The organism is Enterobacter sp. CPE_E1241 (assembly GCF_045618265.1).
Lineage (GTDB): Bacteria > Pseudomonadota > Gammaproteobacteria > Enterobacterales > Enterobacteriaceae > Enterobacter > Enterobacter adelaidei.
In genome coordinates this window covers 3,065,965-3,081,265 of the sequence record NZ_JBIWYV010000001.1, presented here as the reverse complement: position 1 = coordinate 3,081,265, position 15,301 = coordinate 3,065,965, and the positions used below count along the sequence as shown (strand labels likewise).

The following is a 15,301-nucleotide window of genomic DNA, read 5'->3' as shown; positions in this document are numbered from 1 at the left end:
GTGTCAGTACTCAGTCGTTTTTGATAACGATTTAAAAACCTGGCTGCTTTCCGGGCTGGTGGTGGTACGCCAGTGGATCACGCCAGGGGAGGTAGCCAACTCAAACGGCTCGTCAGCATGTGCGCGATTCAAAATTCGTGCGGCACGCCAGGCCATCAGGCTGAGCTGGGGTTCAGCAATACCGAGACGGTGCATCCCGGCATTCACGGCAAACAGGCGGTTGCTCTGCGGGCCGTCCCATTCGAGGGTGAAATCGTTGTTAATGCAGAAAGCTTCGTCCGTATCCAGATGGAGGCGGTGAGACAGTGGGGCGAGAAAAGCAGGCTGTACGCTGCGGTAACCGGTGGCGAAGATCACCACATCGGTCTCCAGCTGTTCGCGTCCGCCGTCGAGATGATGCTGTATTGCCAGGCGCTGCCCGCTTTGCAGCCTCGTAAGCTCGGTCACCGAGCGGGACGGCAAAAGGTGCGCCCAGGGTTTTTCACGCAGCACTTCGAAGCGGTGGTACATGGCGCGATAAATCGCCAGCAGAGACTCGGTGGTGATACCGTCGGAGGTCATCTTCTGCTCGTGCAGCATCTGGCGACGCGCCTCTTCACCGAGCGTGGAGAAGCTGTCCACGTACTCCGGCGTGAAGTACTCGTTGGCAAAAGCGGCTTCATCCAGGGCGTTGTAGTTATTACGTCGCGATACCCAGTTCAGGCTCAACGGTTGGCCCCACTCGCCACGGAAAATATTCAAAAACAGGTCGGCACCGCTCTGGCCGCCACCGACAACAGTGACGCGCTTGCCCGCGAGATCCGGCGTGCGCAGCATCATCTCGCTGGCGTGGAAGCAGGTATCGTCCTGAGTTGTGACGCAGTCAGGAAGATTGATCTGTTTGCCAATCCCCACGCAGACATGGCGTGCCAGGAAGCGGTCACGCTGAGTGACCACCTCAAACAGGCCGTTTTTCTCATCAAAACTCACCTGCTGTACCTGCTGGCTGAATGACAGGTTGGTGAGGTTTTCCGCCGCCCAGCACAGGTAATCGGCAAATTCCTCACGAGAAACGGTGCGCTGCTCGGTGGTCAGAAAGCGGTAGAACTTTTTACGCTGTACCAGGTAGTTGAGAAAACTATGTCGGTTGGTAGGCTCGACGGCACTGACCAGATCCTTGAGGAAGCTGGTTTGCATATGGCAGTCCGGCACCATCATGCCAGGGTGCCAGGAAAAATGCGGCTTGCGCTCAAGGAACAGCGAGCTAAAACCGTCCAGCCCTTCCGCCAGCGCGGCGATGCTGAGGTTAAACGGGCCAATACCAATGCCGATGAAATCATAGGTTTTCATTGTGCTGACTCCCGGGAGGCCAGAAAAAGAGGGTTATCAAGGTCGGTGACATAGTTCGGCAGCATGCGGCTGCCGCCGTCGTGTTCTGAGAAGGTCAGTTTGACCGGGTTGAGGATCACGCGAATAATTTGCGGTTTGAACAGGTCGAATTTCGCGAACCGCTCAGCAAGATCCGGGTGAGCCGCCATATACTGGCGCAGCACTCCGGCCAGGATCTGATAGAAACGCGTTTCGCTGATGCCGCTTTGCTGGGTGAGACGCGAGATAAAGCGCAGCACCGTGACAAAGTTGCCGGTTTGAAGGTCATGGATGATGTAATCCGCGCTCAGGCGTGCCGTCACGGCTTTCACCTGCTCCGGCAGGCTTTCCGCCTGCGGGAAGTCTTCATCCACCAGACGCATGTCGCCCTGGAAATCTTTCAGCAGGATGCGCTGCGGAATAGAGTCTTTCATCACCAGCGTCACGTTCTGGCCGTGGGCGATCAGCGCCACGCCGTAGCGGCAGAGCAGGTGGTAGAAGGGGATAACCGTCGCTGCAAACAGCTTTTCCAGCCATGCTTCAGCAGTTAACCCGGAATGGTTGATCCACGCGTCGATCAGCGGGCGCCCGGCATTGTCGGTTTCCATCAGCGCCGCCATCAGCACCGCCTGTTCACCGTCCTGCAGATAACACGACGGATTTTCGCGCCAGATCACGCCCAGCATTTCCTGATAGCGATAGGGCGCTTTCGGCAAGGCGGCATAACCCGGATGCGACAGGTACCCGGCTGCGGGTTCGCCAAGCACCTGCGCGCCTGAGCGGGTAAGCGTGGCGTCGGTGGCGAACTGCTGCTGCAGCCAGCGCGAAGCCAGCGGTCCGGCGGCAATGTACTTGCCCGGAATGCCGCGATAGCAGGAGGTGTTATAGATGGTCAGCGGCAGCTTGATGTCATACTGCGCGCGACGGCTGGCGTTGGTCAGCGTGCGCAGAGATTGTTGCGCCAGATACTCATCGCCAAATTCCCCCAGTTCCACCATCTCACCACGCGCGAGCTGCGCCAGGAAATGAATGGCAATTTTTTGCTGCCACTGCCACGGATGCAGCGGCACCGGCAGCCAGCTTTCGTCGAGACCCAGCGTCTGCCAGCGGTCGTTAAACCGGGCGCGTTCGGCGTTGTCCATGGTGCTTGCCAACAGGACGTTGATATCGCAATCGGCGTCGCTGCTCCAGACCAGATGCTCACGTTGAACGGCAACCCAGTGCAGGCGAAAACGCCCGCGGTATTCCGGGGCGTACTGGCGCAGCGCATCCAGACCCCATCCGCGGCGTCCTTTGTTAAAAATAAACTTAGGATGACCGCTCATCAGGCACTGCAATTCATCCGGGTCGAGATGAATGAGCGCGTCGGCATCCAGCGTTTCACGCGCCTGTAAAAGCTGAATATCGCCCCGTAACGTCGCGTAGAGATCTTCCAGATGCTCCGCCGTTTGCGCGTCGCTCATCTCCAGCACCGTCGCCAGCTGCAGCAGTGCACTCTCCGCTTCCACGGCGGCACCGCTGGTGGTGGTCAGGCTATTTGGATCGATATGCAGCCAGCCCCAGATCCCGCGCGTGGCATGAAACTGCCAGGACTCGTTGCCCATGGTGATGCGCCAGGCGTCCGACGAAAGCGGCTCGGCGCGCAGTGTGCGTTCATATTCCAGCTCGGCGAGGATCTTCGCCACCATCTCATGGTTCACTTTTTGCCAGAGCGCGTTCACAGTCCCACCTCGCTGAAGAAGCGGTGACGCTGGCTCATGATGAGGCGCGAACGTTTATGCGGGAAGTCGAACTCTTTCACGGTATCAAAACCGGCAGACGCCAGATGGCGGAACAGGCGCTGGTTGTCGAAGCGCGGCTCGGCGACAATGCGCGTGGTGCGCGGTTCATCGAGATACAGATAGTGGTTAAGGCCGCGCAGCCAGCTACGGATGTATTGCGCACCACGCCAGTTCTCTTCGCCCACCAGCATGTGCAGACCACGGTCAAATGGCTGCCAGCGGTAGTGGCGACCAATACGGTCTTCTGGAGCCCAGTAGAGTTCAAAATAGCCGAACGGCTGGTCGTCGAAGCAGCCGATAACCGGGTAGCAATAGGTCGAGTCGAGCTGACGACGCAGGTAGTTTTCCTGCTCGGCCTGCGGGCCGGCCATCTCCCAGAAGGCATTGACGCGCGGGTTATTCATCCAGTGGGTGAAGCGCTCGCCGTCCAGCGCCACGTCGGCCACGCGGAAGCTGAGGGTGCGCTTGATTTGTGGGTCATAACGGCGGTATACCTCGCCCTGCGGGCGGTGAGGACGCAGCGGGAAGTACAGCTGACGGCTCTCATCAAACTGCATACCGCCGCTGGCCAGGGGGCGTTCACCTTTCAGCCACAGCGGCAGCTGCCAGAAAGTTTCGCGCGCCAGATAATCGCCACACGCGTGGTTAAACAGTGCCTGTGCCTGCGGTTCATCCTTCCAGGTAGCCCAGGGGAGGGTGATCCCGCTGAGGGCAGGCGCGGCGACAAACAGCTGATCCAGCGCTTCAACCAGCCAGCCGTCCTGGATATCGCGCAGGCGCTCCAGCACCGCGCTACCGTCGAGACCCAACGTCAGCGGCAGGGGCGTGTCCGTTGCTGTGCAACGAAAGCCGTAGCCGGAATGAACGATGTTCGCGTTAGCCATCACACCTTCTCCTTGTAAAACGGGTTGCTAAAGTCGAAATAGATCACTGCCGGGTCGGCAATCGTGTTTTCGTTGCGATCGTGCAAATAGCAGAAAAAGTTGCCTTTGCAGTTCCAGGTCGGGCTGTCGAGCACGTAGTCGAGACAGCGGGTCTGCTTGGCCGTGCGGCGCAGTTCCGCCAGCGCGTCACGCACGCGTGCCATCAGGTTTTCTTCGCTGTCGAAACCAGCGGCGGCGAGGGCTGCGGTGACGGCAAGGGTAGAGTTCAGCAGCAGGTAGTAAGGGAAGTAGCGCAGCAGCTGGCTCTCACTGAAGCGGTTTTCCACATCAGTTTCGCCCGCCTCTTTCAGCCATGCGTCGGCGCCCTCGGTCCAGGCGCTGCCCTGGCAGTCGCGGTAGATAAGCCCGACGGGGAAATCCTGCTGCATTTCAACGAGAATGTTTTGCTGGTGTGCCAACAGGACCAGACCGTAATCGGCTTCGGCACTGAACAGCGGAAGTAATACGCGGTCGCAATAGGCGTCCAGCCAGCAGCGCGCGGCCCGGGCGAGCGGTAAATCCAGGCGCTCACTCAGACGACGTACAGCTGCAGCCAGCAGGCTATCACCGCCGTCCGGGGCGGCCTGCGTCAGGCTCACCAGCACATTGGTTTGCGTATCCGGAGTATCAAACAGCAGATTGACGCGCAGGGCCATCAGGCTCTCTTCCTGAATCACGCCGTTTTCGTCGCGCAGCCCCGCCCAGCCATCTTCCTGCATCACGCGCATGGTCGGGTAGCGCGCCTGTAGATCTTGCCAGCGTTCGGTTTTAGCCAGACGAGCCAGACGCATCCCGCGCTTAACTTCTTTCACCGACAGCGTGCGCACGGAGTTGGTCAGGCGCACGCTGAGGGAAAACTTAATCATGTCGCTGTTGGTTTCGCTGTACAGCGAGCGTGAAGAGCTGGTTGGCAGCCACTGTGCGCCCGCTTCACCCAGATCCTGCAGTGAACCGTTGGTCACCAGCCGCTGGCACCACTCCTGGCCGAGCAGGTACTCCGCCTGCCACGGATGCATAGGCAGCAGCCAGCGGGTGTCGGTGAAGTGGCCGAGAAGTTCAGGGGCGCTCTGGGCTGCAAAGCGCAGTAAACGTTCGCGCAGGGAAACATTCAGGCTGTCACCGGCAATAAGCGTGTTCTCAACGGCGAACCAGCGCAGCGGGAAGCGAGAAGCGAAATCGGGTAAATAGCGACGCGCCTCGGTTTCGTTAAACGGCTCGTGCGACTTTGGCGCAGGGTGGAATGCATGGCCGACCAGCAGCGCCTGTTCCGCTTCGGCAAAGTTTAGTGGCTTATCGCGCAGGGTTGGCCAGCTGTGGCGCAAATCAATCGCCTGCCAGGTGTGCGCATGGCTTTCAAGGGCGCGTTGCTTAAAACGCGCCAGCGTATCGGCATCCAGTGAACCTTTTACTGACGGTTTTTCAAGAATTAAATCAACCAGTTGGTGGAATGTGACGGCGTCACTACTGTTATTGTCACTCTGGATAAGCGTTGCCGGGAAACAGTACTGATGATGCTGGGTCGGGGAAAAATACCGTACCGGAACCCGAAGAGCCTGGGCTGGAGAAAGCGGAATATGTATGTGCGATAACTCATCCGCAGAGGTTGCGGAGTGATAGTGCCAGTCCTTCGTTTCACGCAACAGGGCGTTTAAAAAACACTGGGCCGCAACGTCTGTACCGGCGGAGCGGGGCAGAGTACGCATAGATGAACCTCATTCCATGATTGATAATAATTCTCGTTATGATATTCATTCTGTTTACAGTCGCAACCATTTTTGCAATATTTGTTTTCATAAACTTCATGATTTCCACACATTTATTGACACTATGTTCACATTCTCATGCGCACTGACTCTGAAACATTGACGGAAAACGTCACCCCAAAAGCCAACTGGCCCCTGGCGTTATGTGCAGGTTTATTAGGGATTGGGCAAAACGGTTTGCTGGTCATGCTTCCGCAACTGGTCACCCAGACAGGGCTTTCGCTTTCGGTTTGGGCCGGGCTGTTGATGTTCGGATCCATGCTCTTTTTACCCGCATCACCCTGGTGGGGACGCCAGAGCGAGCGACATGGCTGTAAGGTCGTGATGCTGGCCTCGCTGAGTGGCTATCTGGTCAGTTTCGGGGTGATGTCGCTGGCGGTCTGGGCGATGGCGGCCGGGATGCTGGATAAGGTCTGGGGCCTGACGGGGTTGATTCTCTCGCGCACGCTCTATGGTCTGACGGTCTCAGGTCTGGTGCCTGCGGCTCAGACGTGGGCTATCCAGCGCGCGGGGCTGGAGAAAAGAATGGCCGCGCTGGCGACAATTAGCTCCGGCCTGAGTTGTGGTCGTTTGCTTGGGCCACCGCTGGCGGCGCTGATGCTCAGCGTCAATCCGGTAGCACCGCTCTGGCTGATGGCGATTGCGCCTTTCATCGCTTTGCTGCTGGTGCTTCGCGAAGTGGCGGACCCACCGTTACCGCCAGTGGCGCATCAGTCGACGCGTTTGCGGGCTTCAATGCTGCCGTTCCTGTTATTGGCGCTGCTGCTGGCGGCCCTGGTGAGTTTAATGCAGCTTGGCCTGTCACCGCATCTTAGCCCGCTGCTGGAGGGTAACGCCCGGGACATCAGCCATCATGTTGCTCTCCTGCTGAGCCTGGCCGCGCTGGCCACGCTCGCGGCGCAGTTTCTGGTGGTCCGCCCGCAATATTTCAGCCCGGTGACACTGCTCTGCATGGCCGCGGTATTGATGGTAGTGGGGCTTGGGTTGATGTCTGTGGCGGGTCTGGCGCTTTTCTACGTGGGGATTGTCATTACGTCGCTCGGGGCAGCCATGGCAACACCGGGATATCAGCTACTGCTTAACGATCGGCTAACCACGGGCAAAGGGGCGGGAGCGATCGCCACCAGCCACACATTAGGCTACGGTGTTAGCGCGCTGCTGGTACCTGTAGTGACACGTTTTTACGGTGAACAGTTTTTAACGATGGCTGCATTAGCCATGGCATTGCTGTTTTTAGTGCTCAGCATAGGGGTTCGATCAACTGAGCGTCCCCTTGCTGAAAAAAATTAATGGACCTGGCGGGGAGAATGGCCGCCAGCATCCTCATTCTGCCGTAAACGCTGCAGGGGATCTTGCTGGTAAAACTGGCAGAATCGCTGCCACAGTGCCGGGAATCGGGGGGCGAAGAGTTCTGGTGCGCTGAAAAAGTATTCAGAGAGTACCGCAAAGCACTCCGCGGGATCGGTCGCTGCATAGGCATCAATGCTGGCTGCGCTTTCCCCCACCAGGTCGATTTCATCCTGGATATTATCCATCGCCGCATGCAGGTCGTGCTCCCATCCCGCAACCTCACGAAGCGGAATCAATGGCACGCCGCTGGCGCGATCGCCATTGCGGGTATCGAGCTTATGCGCCACCTCGTGAATAATCAGATTAAAACCTGACGCATCGAACGAGTCCTGAATATCGAGCCAGTTGAGGATAATTGGTCCTTGCTGCCAGCTTTGACCGGACTGAACCACCCGCTGGTTGTGCACCAGACCGATATCATCCTGCCACTCATCATCAACGACAAACGGCGCGGGATAGATAAGCACTTCGTGGAAACCGTCCAGCCACTCGATACCCAGTTCAAGAACCGGCAGGCAGAACAGCAGGGCGATACGCGCGTTTTTCAGCGGGTCTAGTTCGAATCCCTGCAGCGGAACCAGGCGTTTTTGCTGCAAAAAACGATCCGCTAACTGAACCAGTTTCGATTGTTCATCCGGGTTTAGATTAGCCAGAACAGGGATCGTCAGCGCGTCATCCCATGGCAGCGCCACATCCCGGCCAGCCTCATTCGTTTTCCAGGGCCACTTTATCATCGCTTTGCTCGCAAACTCGTCACTTGAACAAAAATGGGAAAGTCAGGTTCGGTTAAGATGCCAGAAAATCGCTCACTGCGACAATTCCAGCCTGAATAAACTATCATTCGTACGTAGCGGTGGGTAGCGGTTTGCGGGCATCACCTTCATTTTGTGACGTCTGTCGTGGCCTTGTCTGTAGTCTCAGTGAATTCACCGACAAAGAGAAACCATCGTTAGCTTGACCACAACGAACGCTAATCTGAAATTCAACACCTCACCGGTTGCGGTAGGTCAATAAGACGCTATTATTTTTGACTTTGTTGCGTATTCCCTGACAGGACATTTAGACGCCATGCCCGTGAATTTTGACCTTAACGATCTCTATGCTTTCAGAGCGTTAGTGGAATACGGTAACTTCCGTGTCGCTGCTGAATCTATCTGCTTATCCCAGTCGGCGCTGAGCCGCAGGATTGAAAAGCTGGAAGCCGCGCTGGGAAACCGGCTGTTCGATCGTACCACCCGCCGCGTGGCCTTAACCCTATACGGGCAAAACTTTGCTGAACGATCCGCTCAGCTGCTCGACAGCGTAGAGTCAATGCTGGCTGATGTTGATAAAGTCAGTGAAGAACGGACAGGGCTTATCACGGTCGCCACGGTACCCTCAGCGGCCTGTTATTTTATGCCTGACGTGATTCGTCGTTTTCAGTCTCGCTATTCCCGCGTTCGCATTAAGCTCATCGATAGCAGTGCAGGAAATGTGATTGACGCCGTGGCCCGAAGCCAGGCGGATTTTGGTATCTGCTTCGCAGGAAACTTGCCGCCTGACATCGAATTTTTTCCGCTGGTGGAGGATGTTTATGTCGCGGCGTGCAGAAAGGATCACCCGCTGGCACAAAAGAGTCACCTGACGTGGCAGGCGTTTTATCAGCAGGATTATATCTCTCTCGATAAAACGTCAGGTAACCGTAACCTGCTCGATCGGATGCTGGGAGATATTGTTCCCGAGCGCCCCAGCGTCTGTGAAACCCGTCACGTCACCACGATGCTTGGTATGGTAGAGGCGGGGATTGGCATTGCTGCCGTTCCCGCCATGTCGATGCCGACGTCAGAGCATACGCTGCTGACGCATCTGCCGCTGGTGGCGCCGGAAGTGAAACGCACCGTGGGGCTTATCCGGCGCCGGGGGCGCATCCAGTCTTACATAGCGGCTGAACTGGAAAAGCAGATCACCGAGCAGTATCGCCGGACGTAACGGGGATCATCCCCGTCTCCTTGATGACGGCCCTTGAGGGCGGTGAGGCGAGATAGGTCAGCAGCGCTTTCCCCTCCGCGGGATGTTCGGCATGGCGGGTGACCGCACCCGCGAAGCGCGTGATGTACTGCAGACTATCAGGGATTTTCCCGATAAAGGTAACGCCCTGAACCGGCAGCAGCTCGCTGACCTGCTGGAAGCCCACGGCGTATTTTCCTTTCGCCACTTCTGAGGCGACCGGGATACGCTCGACCATTGTCGCTTTGCCCGCCACTTCCTTTTCAATCCCCAGCTTTTTGAACAACGCCTGGCTGACATACCTGCCGCTGGCGCTGTCAGAGTAGGCAATGGAGCTGGCCTGCAGCAGCGCGTTACGCAGGGTCGCCTCGCTGCTGATATCAGGAACATCCGCACCTTTTTTCACCACCATGCCAACGGGAGAGTCCGCGAGTTCAGTTCGCGAACCCGGCTGGGTCTGGCTGGCTTTTTCGAGCTTCTCCAGCGCATCGCCCACCATAATCACCACGTCGGCTTTCTCGCCGCGCGCCAGGCGGTTTGGGATCGCCTGCGGCGTCGTGCCCATTGAGGGGCCGGGGATGATCACGATTTTATCCCCGGTCTGGTGTTCATATTCCGGGGCCAGCTTTTCCAGGGCGGCTTTGAAGCCGCCTGAGATCATGACCGTCACGTCCTGAGCACAGGCATTGGCGCTCAGGAATGTCAGCACCAGCGCGCTGGCGGTATAGCGATAAGTGCGTTTCATACTGCCTCCTGTGACTTGACGGTGTTTTGCAGCGATACCGCACGGCGGCGGTAGAGGTAGAGCGTGGCCAGCAGGGCACACACGGCAGCGAAACTCATCCAGTAGCCAGGCGAGGCTTTGTCACCGGTGTATTCAATCAGCGCGGTGGACATTACCGGGGTAAAGCCGCCAAAGACCGCCGTTGCCAGGCTGTAAGCCAGAGAGAAGCCCGCCACGCGCACTTCGGCAGGCATAATCTCCGTCAGGGCCGGGATCATCGCGCCGTTATACAGGCCGTAGAGGAAGGAGAGCCACAGCAGTACGCTCAGCATCATGGAGAAGCTGGGGGCGTTAGCCAGCAGCGTCAGGGCCGGATAGCTGGTCGCCAGCGCCAGCAGCGTCATGGCAATCAGCACCGGCTTGCGCCCGAAGCGATCCGACAGCGCGCCGCCCACCGGCAGCCAGACGAAGTTAGAGATAGCCACCAGCAGCGTGACCAGCAGGCTGTCCGAGGCGCTGAGCATCAGCACCTTTTTGCCAAAGGTGGGGGCGTAGACGGTGATCAGGTAGAACGCGGTGGTGGTCATCGCCACCATCAGCATGCCTGCGACCACCACCTGCCAGTTGCCAAGCAGCGTTTTAAAGACCTGACTCATCTCCAGATGATGGCGGCGCGCGCTGAACTCTTCCGTCTCCTCCAGCTTGCGGCGCAGGAAGAAGATAAACGGCACGATTAAACAGCCGAACAGGAACGGGATGCGCCAGCCCCATTCGCGAATGGCGCTCTCCTCCATCAGGGCATTCAGGGCAAAACCCATCGCTGCGGCGACCATAATGGCGACCTGCTGGCTGCCGGACTGCCAGCTGGTGTAAAACCCTTTGCGGCCCGGTGTGGCGATTTCAGCCAGATAGACCGAGACGCCTCCAAGCTCTGCACCGGCGGAAAAGCCCTGCAGCAGACGGCCCGTCAGCACCAGCAGCGGTGCCCACAGACCAATGCTTTGATAAGAGGGGATAAGCACAATCAGGAACGTCCCCGCCGCCATGATGGAAAGCGTGACGATCAGCCCCTTTCTGCGCCCCACCTTGTCGATATACGCACCAAGCACAATGGCCCCGATGGGCCGCATCAAAAAGCCCGCGCCGAAGACGGCGAAGGTCATCATCAGCGACGCAAATTCACTGCTCGCCGGGAAGAACGTGTGGGCGATGTAGGTGGCATAGAAGCCGAAAAGAAAGAAATCGAACTGTTCAAGAAAGTTGCCGGACGTCACGCGAAGTATCGCGCCCGCCTTAGACCGTACGGTTGCATGTGAGGTTGAGGAAAACATGGTTATCTCCAGTTATTGTTGACGTTTTACGCGTCTGTTTCTGAAAACTGGATCAGGACGAGGAAATAGATAAGCGCAAATGCCGCATCGGCTGATGCATTTTTTGCATGAATACCATTCACTGTGTAAATACAATTAATGGCAACAATAACTTAACAAGTTGTTGGCTTTTTATTCACCAATATTCTGTAAGTCTCTGATATTGCGATTTTGTGATGTGGCGCAGAGGGGCGCTTCAGAAAGTGCCGGGTAACCGCTTCATTACCCGGCGGGGGCAATTTAGCTCAGCGCCCGGGCAATGGCGCTAAACATCAGAGAGGCCTCCAGCGGCTGGGCGCTAAAGGACGGCTCCGCCTGCGGCCAGGGATTCTTACCAACCCATTTTCATGCCGTGCAGTGGCAGAACGAAAAAAGGCTGCGCACCGAAGTGGGCAGCCGGGGGATTAGTCAGACGATGGTCACCATCTGGAAGCCGGGAAGCGCTCAGCGCTGTGAACACCCTTTGCACTGTTGGTTCTGGATCTGCTGGAAGAAATCGTTGCCTTTGTCATCCACCAGGATAAACGCCGGGAAGTTCTCGACTTCGATTTTCCAGATGGCTTCCATACCCAGTTCAGGATACGCCACGCATTCCAGACTCTTAATACTGTTTTGCGCCAACACCGCAGCCGGGCCGCCGATGCTGCCCAGGTAGAAGCCGCCGTGCTTATGGCAGGCATCCGTTACCTGCTGGCTGCGGTTGCCTTTTGCCAGCATGATCATGCTCGCGCCGTGGGATTGCAGTAGGTCCACATATGAGTCCATACGTCCCGCGGTGGTCGGGCCGAGTGAACCAGACGCATAGCCTTCCGGCGTTTTAGCAGGGCCCGCATAGTAGATTGGATGGTCTTTCACGTACTGCGGCAGTTCTTCGCCATTGTCGAGCAACTCTTTCAGCTTCGCGTGGGCGATATCGCGCGCGACGATGATAGTACCGTTCAGCGACAGACGGGTAGAGACCGGGTGCGCGGAGAGCTGCGCCAGGATCTCATTCATCGGCTTGTTCAGGTTGATGCTGACCACGTCGCCTTCGCCCTGCTGACGCAGAGATTCAGGAATATACTGGCCCGGGTTGTGTTCCAGTTTTTCAATCCAGATCCCGTCGCGGTTGATTTTTGCTTTGATATTACGGTCTGCGGAGCAGGAAACACCCATGCCGATTGGGCAGGAGGCGCCATGGCGTGGCAGGCGGATCACGCGGATATCGTGGGCGAAGTATTTGCCGCCAAACTGTGCGCCGAGACCCAGGTTCTGCGCTTCCTGGAGTAGTTCCTGTTCGAGCTGAACATCACGGAACGCCTGGCCGTGTTCGTTACCTTCCGTTGGCAGTGCGTCGTAATAGCGGGTGGACGCCAGTTTCACGGTTTTCAGGGTGCTTTCCGCAGAGGTACCGCCAATCACAAACGCGATATGGTAAGGCGGGCAGGCTGCAGTGCCCAGAGTACGCATCTTCTCAACCAAATAATTTTTCAGTTTCGCCGGAGTAATCAGCGCTTTGGTTTCCTGGTAGAGATAGGTTTTGTTGGCTGAACCGCCACCTTTTGCCATGCACAGGAATTTGTATTCGTCCCCGTCCACGCTGTAGAGATCAATCTGCGCGGGTAGGTTGGTGCCGGTATTCACCTCTTTATACATATCCAGCGCGGCATTCTGGGAGTAGCGCAGGTTGTCTTCGATGTAGGTGTTATACACCCCCTGGCTCAGGGCTGCTTCGTCGCCGCCACCGGTCCAGACGCGCTGGCCTTTTTTCCCCATGACGATCGCCGTTCCGGTGTCCTGGCAGGTTGGCAGCACGCCTTTGGCGGCAATCTCGGAGTTGCGCAGGAACTGCAGGGCAACGTACTTGTCGTTCTGGCTGGCTTCAGGATCGTTAAGAATGGCGGCAACCTGCTTCTGATGAGAAGGACGCAGCATAAACGCAGCATCGTGGAAAGCCTGCTGTGCCAGCAGCGTCAGCGCCTCTGGCTCGACTTTCAGGATCTCCTGACCCTCGAACTCGGCAACGGAGACGTGCTCTTTAGTCAGCAGATAGTATTCGGTGTCGTCATGCGCGAGAGGGAAGGGGTTCTGGTAGATAAACGGTTTGTTTGACATAGCGTATTGCTCCACAAAAATAAAACCGCCGGAGGATGAGCCCGGCGGTCAGGAATCAGAACATCATGGACATCCACGGATAACCAATCAGCAGCAGGGCCGCCAGGAAAATGGCACCGAAGATGGTGCCGAGGCGCCAGTAGTCTTTGGTTGGCAGGTAGCCACTACCATAGTAAATCGGGCTTGGGCCGGTACCGTACGGGGTGATGATCCCCATCACGCCCAGCGAGGTCACCATCAGCAGAACAAACACTTCCATATTCATACCAGGAATGGTGGAGGCGATGGTCAGCATCGCTGGCAGCAGCGCGGTGGTGTGCGCGGTGGTGCTGGCAAACAGGTAGTGCAGCAGGTAGAACGCCAGCAGCAGAACGATGGTCGCAACACCCGGTGAGATCCCGCTCATTAACAGACCACCTTCTTTACCCAGCCAGCTGATAAAGCCGGTAGACGAGAGGCCATCCGCCAGCGCAACCAGGGTGGCGAACCAGACGAAGGTGTTCCACGCGGCTTTGTTGCCGGTGATATCGTTCCACTCCAGCACGCCGGTCCACAGCATCAGGCCGACGATGAGCAGGGCAGCCATGGCAGGTTCAATCCATGCGGCAGCGAAAATCCACATCAGCAGTGCACAGCAGACGAATACCAGCAGCAGGATTTCGTTGCGGGACAGTTTGCCCAGTTTTTCCAGCTCACGGGTCGCCCACAGCGGCACTTCGTTGTTCACTTTGACTTCTGGCGGGTAGAACCAGTAGGCCAGCAGCGGCATGGTCAGGATCAACAGGATGCCCAGCGGCAGGAAGGCGAGGAACCAGGTACCCCAGGAGATATCAATCCCAACCGTACTTTTCACCAGCGCCAGCGCCAGCAGGTTCGGCGCGAGTGCGGAGAGGAACATTGAGCTAGTAATACAGGCTGCAGTGATCGCCACCCACATCAGATACGAACCAATTTTACGCGCGCTTGGATCGTTTGGTTTTGAACCATACAGCGGCGGAAGGTTAGCGATAATCGGGTAGATGGTCCCGCCGCTACGCGCGGTGTTGGACGGTGTGAACGGTGCCAGCAGCAAATCTGCGAAGGTAATGGCGTAACCGAGCGTCAGGCTGCGACGGCCAAGATACTTCACCAGAATCAGCGCCAGACGGCGTCCGAAGCGGGTTTTATCATAACCAGCGGCGAACATAAAAGCGCCGAAAATCAGCCAGACGGTAGAGTTACCAAAACCGCTCACGGCCCATTTAAAAGAGGCACCGGCCAGCTTGAATTTCGGGTCGGCCAGCTGTTCGGGGCTGAACAGCACCCACTGGCTACAGAGCGCAATGGCGACCACGCCCGTCAGACCAATCACCGCGCCCGGCAGCGGTTCGAAGATCAAACCAACGATCACACCGACAAAGATGGCGAAGTAGTGCCATGCGTAAGGAGGCAGCCCTTCTGGTACCGGAACAAACAGCAGCAGTACGGCGACGATGACGGGCAGTGCCATCATCAGCAGACGTTTTGCGTTTCCATTTGATGCCTGGTTCGCCACAGGGGGCGTTACAGCAGTTTTTGTATTCATAGTTTCACGTCTTAAGTTGTCAAAAATTCGGTCGTACTGAAAAACAAAATGGCTTTCTTAAGTTTCTTTGCTTTTTTTAGTTATTAAAGGTGCGATTTTGTATTTTCAGTAATAGCGATTTAACGCATTTTTGATTGCGCTAAATTAAAAAATGATGATGTTTTTATATTGCGCTTTTGGATGCCATAACTATTGATCACGATCAAAAAAAAAGAATAGCAGCGTTATTTTTATTCTTTTATTAATAACCACTCAGTCGTATGTGGGTATTACGTGTTTTATTGGTTTGTTTTATCATTTTCGTAACATTTATGTTTGATTTGTTTTGTATATTGTTGTTTTTAATTGTTTTATTATTTATGTGGAAATTGGTTTTACCAATTTTTATTTAACGTATTT

Annotated in this window: 11 protein-coding genes and 1 pseudogene; 3 read left to right on the top strand and 9 right to left on the bottom strand. The window is 56.6% G+C overall.

Annotation, left to right across the window (positions count from 1 at the left end):
- Nucleotides 1–3 precede the first annotated feature (3 nt).
- The 4 genes from ACJ9Y9_RS15185 to ACJ9Y9_RS15170 are packed head-to-tail and all read right to left on the bottom strand — an operon-like array spanning nt 4 to nt 5,754.
- On the bottom strand, nt 4–1,329 hold the full coding sequence (locus ACJ9Y9_RS15185) for a lysine N(6)-hydroxylase/L-ornithine N(5)-oxygenase family protein (protein ID WP_028019621.1): 1,326 nt from the start codon (nt 1,327–1,329) through the stop codon (nt 4–6).
- Nucleotides 1,326–3,068: an IucA/IucC family siderophore biosynthesis protein gene (gene iucC / locus ACJ9Y9_RS15180; RefSeq protein ID WP_028019620.1), complete on the bottom strand. Its 1,743-nt coding sequence runs from the start codon at nt 3,066–3,068 to the stop codon at nt 1,326–1,328. Before iucC ends, ACJ9Y9_RS15185 begins: the two co-directional genes overlap by 4 nt.
- Nucleotides 3,065–4,012, bottom strand: a complete 948-nt coding sequence (locus ACJ9Y9_RS15175; RefSeq protein ID WP_028019619.1) for a GNAT family N-acetyltransferase — start codon at nt 4,010–4,012, stop codon at nt 3,065–3,067. The genes iucC and ACJ9Y9_RS15175 overlap by 4 nt, the downstream gene beginning before the upstream one ends.
- Complete coding sequence (locus ACJ9Y9_RS15170) at nt 4,012–5,754, bottom strand: IucA/IucC family siderophore biosynthesis protein (protein ID WP_231079285.1); 1,743 nt, start codon at nt 5,752–5,754, stop codon at nt 4,012–4,014. The genes ACJ9Y9_RS15175 and ACJ9Y9_RS15170 overlap by 1 nt, the downstream gene beginning before the upstream one ends.
- 138 nt (nt 5,755–5,892) lie before the next feature.
- Between ACJ9Y9_RS15170 and ACJ9Y9_RS15165 the strand changes: the two genes are divergently transcribed.
- Complete coding sequence (locus ACJ9Y9_RS15165) at nt 5,893–7,104, top strand: MFS transporter (RefSeq protein WP_028019617.1); 1,212 nt, start codon at nt 5,893–5,895, stop codon at nt 7,102–7,104.
- On the opposite strand, the gene mtfA is transcribed toward ACJ9Y9_RS15165, so the two are convergent.
- Nucleotides 7,101–7,898, bottom strand: coding sequence for a DgsA anti-repressor MtfA (gene mtfA / locus ACJ9Y9_RS15160; RefSeq protein ID WP_028019616.1), 798 nt, complete (start codon nt 7,896–7,898; stop codon nt 7,101–7,103). The two genes, ACJ9Y9_RS15165 and mtfA, sit on opposite strands and share 4 nt — an antisense overlap.
- Before the next feature lie 334 nt (nt 7,899–8,232).
- Here mtfA and ACJ9Y9_RS15155 point away from each other — a divergent pair, with 334 nt between their 5' ends.
- Nucleotides 8,233–9,132 carry a LysR family transcriptional regulator gene (locus tag ACJ9Y9_RS15155; protein ID WP_028019615.1) on the top strand — a complete coding sequence of 300 codons (900 nt, stop codon included), beginning with the start codon at nt 8,233–8,235 and terminating at the stop codon, nt 9,130–9,132.
- Here ACJ9Y9_RS15155 and ACJ9Y9_RS15150 read toward each other — a convergent pair.
- Nucleotides 9,107–9,895 carry a substrate-binding domain-containing protein gene (locus ACJ9Y9_RS15150; protein ID WP_028019614.1) on the bottom strand — a complete coding sequence of 263 codons (789 nt, stop codon included), beginning with the start codon at nt 9,893–9,895 and terminating at the stop codon, nt 9,107–9,109. The genes ACJ9Y9_RS15155 and ACJ9Y9_RS15150 overlap by 26 nt on opposite strands.
- The gene (locus tag ACJ9Y9_RS15145) at nt 9,892–11,205 is read right to left on the bottom strand and encodes an MFS transporter (protein ID WP_028019613.1); all 1,314 of its coding nucleotides are present in this window, start codon (nt 11,203–11,205) and stop codon (nt 9,892–9,894) included. The genes ACJ9Y9_RS15150 and ACJ9Y9_RS15145 overlap by 4 nt, the downstream gene beginning before the upstream one ends.
- A gap of 355 nt (nt 11,206–11,560) precedes the next feature.
- Here ACJ9Y9_RS15145 and ACJ9Y9_RS15140 point away from each other — a divergent pair.
- Nucleotides 11,561–11,695 (top strand): annotated as a pseudogene (locus tag ACJ9Y9_RS15140) (LysR family transcriptional regulator); the annotation flags it as partial.
- Here the strand turns inward: ACJ9Y9_RS15140 and fumA are convergent.
- Both fumA and ACJ9Y9_RS15130 read right to left on the bottom strand, forming a co-directional pair.
- Nucleotides 11,689–13,338 carry a class I fumarate hydratase FumA gene (gene fumA, locus ACJ9Y9_RS15135; protein ID WP_028019612.1) on the bottom strand — a complete coding sequence of 550 codons (1,650 nt, stop codon included), beginning with the start codon at nt 13,336–13,338 and terminating at the stop codon, nt 11,689–11,691. The pseudogene ACJ9Y9_RS15140 and the gene fumA sit on opposite strands and share 7 nt — an antisense overlap.
- 55 nt (nt 13,339–13,393) lie before the next feature.
- On the bottom strand, nt 13,394–14,902 hold the full coding sequence (locus tag ACJ9Y9_RS15130) for an anion permease (RefSeq protein WP_023325580.1): 1,509 nt from the start codon (nt 14,900–14,902) through the stop codon (nt 13,394–13,396).
- Between the last annotated feature and the right edge of the window lie 399 nt (nt 14,903–15,301).

Excerpts from the sequence above, each read along its gene's own strand:
- ACJ9Y9_RS15145 (WP_028019613.1), bottom strand. The coding sequence starts at position 11,205 with ATGTTTTCCTCAACCTCACATGCAACCGTACGGTCTAAGGCGGGCGCG.
- fumA (WP_028019612.1), bottom strand. The coding sequence starts at position 13,338 with ATGTCAAACAAACCGTTTATCTACCAGAACCCCTTCCCTCTCGCGCAT.
- ACJ9Y9_RS15185 (WP_028019621.1), bottom strand. The coding sequence starts at position 1,329 with ATGAAAACCTATGATTTCATCGGCATTGGTATTGGCCCGTTTAACCTC.
- ACJ9Y9_RS15150 (WP_028019614.1), bottom strand. The coding sequence starts at position 9,895 with ATGAAACGCACTTATCGCTATACCGCCAGCGCGCTGGTGCTGACATTC.
- ACJ9Y9_RS15175 (WP_028019619.1), bottom strand. The coding sequence starts at position 4,012 with ATGGCTAACGCGAACATCGTTCATTCCGGCTACGGCTTTCGTTGCACA.
- mtfA (WP_028019616.1), bottom strand. The coding sequence starts at position 7,898 with ATGATAAAGTGGCCCTGGAAAACGAATGAGGCTGGCCGGGATGTGGCG.
- ACJ9Y9_RS15170 (WP_231079285.1), bottom strand. The coding sequence starts at position 5,754 with ATGCGTACTCTGCCCCGCTCCGCCGGTACAGACGTTGCGGCCCAGTGT.
- ACJ9Y9_RS15155 (WP_028019615.1), top strand. The coding sequence starts at position 8,233 with ATGCCCGTGAATTTTGACCTTAACGATCTCTATGCTTTCAGAGCGTTA.
- ACJ9Y9_RS15165 (WP_028019617.1), top strand. The coding sequence starts at position 5,893 with ATGCGCACTGACTCTGAAACATTGACGGAAAACGTCACCCCAAAAGCC.
- ACJ9Y9_RS15130 (WP_023325580.1), bottom strand. The coding sequence starts at position 14,902 with ATGAATACAAAAACTGCTGTAACGCCCCCTGTGGCGAACCAGGCATCA.